Below are 3,755 nucleotides of genomic sequence, written 5' to 3' on the forward strand. Positions count from 1 at the left end.
ATGAACGAAGTTATAAATTAGTAAATCCTTCATACCTTTATATACGACAAAACGAAGGAAAACCGGACATTATTTCTGAAAAAAGTTCAAAAGCTTAAAAAAAAGGCCGGATACGCTATTTCTTCCCGCTTTCCGGCTCGCTGAACGCTCTAGAGTATGTGGCTTTTTTTTCCAGTCGTATCTCAAATAAAAAGGACACGCACCGTGTCCTCAAGCTGCTATGATTTCTCTTTGTTTTTGCGAACGACAAAATACACAATGCCGCCAATCAGCAACAGCGCCAAAGCGCCCATTCCCAACAAAGCCGGCATCGACAAGAACGACTTCGAAGCGTCGCCCTTTTCGTTTTCTTCCGGTCCCGCCAATGGAGTGTCCGGATCATCAATATCAATGATTTCAGCCGGGCCTTCCGGATTGGTCGTTTCCTCGCCACCCGGTTCCGGGATCGTGCCTTCCTCGCCAGGCGTCGTTGTTTCCTCGCCCGCCGGCGTGGTCGCCGGTGTCGTCGCTGGCGTGGTCGCCGGCGCGGTAATCGTCGTCGTTTCGTCAATAACCGTCGTCGTTCCCGGAATCGTTGTGATTGTGCCTTCCGGAACCGGAGAGTAGACGAAATCCCAGACATTGTTGTTTTCCTTCAATGTCCCGGTCAAGTTATACGCCTGCGGCTGGTAGCCTTCGATATACAAGTAGGATACGACTGGCCGGTCGCCCACGTTGCCAATATACGTCACGCTGTCGCGCAATTCGTTGCCTTCCCTGTCCACGTATCGAATCGTATACTCGGTCGCGTTGGAAAGCATGCCGTACGCGACAACGAGATCCACATCCTCGTTCACTTCAAACGAAGTCGAAGTCACAAACGTGTCGTTGTCCTTTCCGCTTTCGCGGATTCCTTTGACATAGTATTTACTGCCGGCATCCGGCTGCACGCTGCTTTTATCAAATGTAAAGCGCGATCCGGGCGCCAGGTTGTCGTACTCCAACGTCGTCTCGCCGCCAATCGTGCCATGGTTTCCCGCGTGGATCCGTACCGTGTACGTGTAGTCGTCTTCCGCTTGCACCGGCACGGCGGCCGTCATCGAAAACAAGGCGAAGGCGCACAAAGCGCTTTTCCACATCTTACGCATCGTCTTTGTCCTCCTTGTTTTCCTTCCAGCCAAAGATGGCGAGTACGAGTAGTACAATGCCGCTCAACGCGCTCAGCAAACTCCAAGTGAACTGGTTTGTCAGCGTGCTTGTGTTGACTTTACTCGAGCCTGTCTTTCGTGTCACGGTTGGCTTTCCTTGCACCGTGCGGTCGCGGTTCTCGTTTTTTTCCACCGCGAACTCCATCTGTAAGTCGGCCAAAGTCGACTGGTAGCGATTGCCTTGCGTTTCTCCGTCCAGCTGTACTTCCAGACGCACCTTACCTGTTTGGTTTTCTTTTAGCGTATCGAGATAAAACCAGTCGTCCAGCGAGTCGGTCGCGTCTTTCAAGCCGTTGTTCGACCCCTCTTCGCCTCCAATCGTGGACGAGGTGTAAATGACTTCGTTTCGCCCTTCCGGTCCTTGATACGTCAAGGTGTAGGCGTAGGCGCCGCCGCTGGCGATCGAGCCGTCTTCTAGCGAATTGACAACCTCGTTGTTCATATACCACTCGGTCGATGTTTTATTTTGATTGACGATATCCATCTCGATGATTCCCGTGTCGCCCGGCTGCAAGCCGAGCAGAAATTCGTCGATTTGGCCCGTCGTGAAATTGTTTTCCATTTTGTCGTTTTTCGTAAACGTGACCGCGAAGCGCTCGTTGGTTTGGATCGTTTCGGCCAAAATCGGATTGGAAACGAGTCCGAACAATCCGGCCGTCATCGCGGCTTTTAAAAATTTGTTTCGCATGCGTTTCCCCTCCTTAATTCAAACTGAGCGTGTCGCCTTGCACACTGACGTGTTTGCCCCACGCGCTCTGGATCGCTTCTGGCGCGTTATGTTGCTGCACCGCGTCCACTTTCGCTTCGACGTGGAATTTCAAATCGTTGTACGAATACACCGTTTTCGTCGTGGTCGTGTCGCCTTCAACCGTCACTTCGTAATCGACTTTCGAAGCGACTTTCGGGCTGATTTTGAACGTATCCGTCAGCGGGGCGCTTGTTTCTTCCACTTCCAGCAAGTCCGTATAGTAGTAGACGGATCGTTCGAGCGTTTGGGCGCTTTTGTCCTCCACCCATCCGTTTCCGGCAAAATGAAGCTCGATCCATTCTGGTGTCAGGCGCTCTTTTTGCCCGTCATCGTGGTATTGTAGCTTGTTTCCTTCTGGATCGGTCCAGTATTTCAACAGTGTCACCCGGACGAATGTGTCGATCGTGCCCGAGTTTTTGACTTGCAGCGCTTCCGGGTACGTTTGTCCGATCTTGAACGCGCCCATCTTTTCCAAAAGCGGTTTTGAGTCCTCGCTCCACTGCCCGTCCGCCTCATAGTTTCGAAATGCGACGGGATGGCCGTTTTCCATGAGTGTGACGCCGATCTTGTTGACTTGCATTTGCGTCTGGTACGTGTCGGAAAAATACGTGAGCGCCGCCCTCGTTCCTGAAACGCCCGAGGAAAGAAGCAGTCCGATCGCCATGACGAACAGCAGTCCGATCACGACAGGACGCGATAGAAATGTTTTGATTTTCTTCATAGTCATCCTTCCTCTCTTTTAGTTCCAGTCCGGCGCGGGGTTGCCTTGCTCGTCGTAAAGGGCGGGTGTCGATTCCGCCACGACAACGACGTTGAAATCTTGCGGCTTTTCCGCGTCCGCGCCGACCCGGGCGATGCTGACACGCAAAACCGAAGTGGATTGGGTCGCTTCCAAAGCGTCGTCGTAGTAGTAAAAGCCGTCTGTGCCAAGACTCCAGCCTTCGCCTAGCTCAAAGGACAGGTCGGAGCGGTCGCCGTAAAACAGTTTGACGCGGACAAAGACCGGTCCCGATCCTTCCTCGTTTTGAATTTGAATGTCCTTGCGGTAAATATGGCCTTCCGTTTCTTCTACGATGTGGGTTATGTTGCCCAACTCGATCGAGCCGGATCCCGAAGTCGTCGTGTACGTTGTAAAATAGGCGGATGTCGCGGATACGCCGGCCAGCAGGATTCCGGCCAGCCCGCAAACGCCAAGCGCGCGTTTCCATTGGTTTCTCATCGGTTGCCCTCCTCGTCTGGCGTCAATGCGCCTTCCGGATATTCTTCAAACGAATACCGGTTGTTGACTGACGTGCCATGCTTGTTTCCGCCGTCGTAGTCGTTGATGAATTCAAACGTAACGGGTTCGAATCCCGATTCGAGCGGCAGCGTGACGGTTGGGTCGCTTGACAGCTCGAAGTTCGCTCCCGAATACACTTCGCTCACAGTGATGGTCGAGCCGACCGGCAGCGAATCGACTACGATGGATTTCGTTCCGGCTCCGTCGAATACGAGCGACTCGACATTCGAGTAGACCGTTTCTCCATCCAGTTCGGCCACGATTTCAAAGACGAATGTCGCGGCGCCCGAACCACCAAACGCTGGCACGGTTTTCACGATTTCGATTTGTCCATCGTGACGGCGTTCCCGGGACGCTTTGAGCGTCATCGTAAAGTCATACTGCCAATCCGTTCCGTTGGCCGTGTTGTTTTCTCCATTCTCGTCCATGCGCGATGGTAAAGCCACCAGCGAAGGGTTGAACGTGTATTTGTACTGGCTCGTATTCACAAACGAAAGGACTTTTTCCGTTCCGTCTGTCGAGCCGACCATCGTCTGTTCGA

General features: G+C 52.9%; 5 protein-coding genes. All 5 read right to left on the minus strand.

Annotation, left to right across the window (positions count from 1 at the left end):
• Positions 1-218: 218 nt before the first annotated feature.
• On the minus strand, positions 219-1,127 hold the full coding sequence (locus E5336_RS12200) for a MucBP domain-containing protein (protein WP_135981381.1): 909 nt from the start codon (positions 1,125-1,127) through the stop codon (positions 219-221).
• On the minus strand, positions 1,120-1,875 hold the full coding sequence (locus E5336_RS12205) for a hypothetical protein (RefSeq protein WP_135981382.1): 756 nt from the start codon (positions 1,873-1,875) through the stop codon (positions 1,120-1,122). Before E5336_RS12205 ends, E5336_RS12200 begins: the two co-directional genes overlap by 8 nt.
• A 13-nt stretch (positions 1,876-1,888) precedes the next feature.
• Entirely contained in the window at positions 1,889-2,656 is a 768-nt protein-coding gene (locus tag E5336_RS12210; RefSeq protein ID WP_135981383.1) for a hypothetical protein, read from the minus strand.
• A gap of 18 nt (positions 2,657-2,674) precedes the next feature.
• Complete coding sequence (locus tag E5336_RS12215; protein ID WP_135981384.1) at positions 2,675-3,154, minus strand: hypothetical protein; 480 nt, start codon at positions 3,152-3,154, stop codon at positions 2,675-2,677.
• A partial coding sequence (locus E5336_RS12485) for a DUF5979 domain-containing protein (RefSeq protein ID WP_277820873.1) occupies positions 3,151-3,755 on the minus strand: 605 nt, incomplete at its 5' end. The genes E5336_RS12215 and E5336_RS12485, both read right to left, overlap by 4 nt.

The sequence above is a fragment of the Dubosiella muris genome, assembly GCF_004793885.1.
Classification (GTDB): domain Bacteria; phylum Bacillota_I; class Bacilli_A; order Erysipelotrichales; family Erysipelotrichaceae; genus Dubosiella; species Dubosiella muris.

What these genes read in the sequence shown, in the direction of transcription:
- E5336_RS12210 (WP_135981383.1), bottom strand. Translation starts at nt 2,656, where the DNA reads ATGAAGAAAATCAAAACATTTCTATCGCGTCCTGTCGTGATCGGACTG.
- E5336_RS12200 (WP_135981381.1), bottom strand. Translation starts at nt 1,127, where the DNA reads ATGCGTAAGATGTGGAAAAGCGCTTTGTGCGCCTTCGCCTTGTTTTCG.
- E5336_RS12215 (WP_135981384.1), bottom strand. Translation starts at nt 3,154, where the DNA reads ATGAGAAACCAATGGAAACGCGCGCTTGGCGTTTGCGGGCTGGCCGGA.
- E5336_RS12205 (WP_135981382.1), bottom strand. Translation starts at nt 1,875, where the DNA reads ATGCGAAACAAATTTTTAAAAGCCGCGATGACGGCCGGATTGTTCGGA.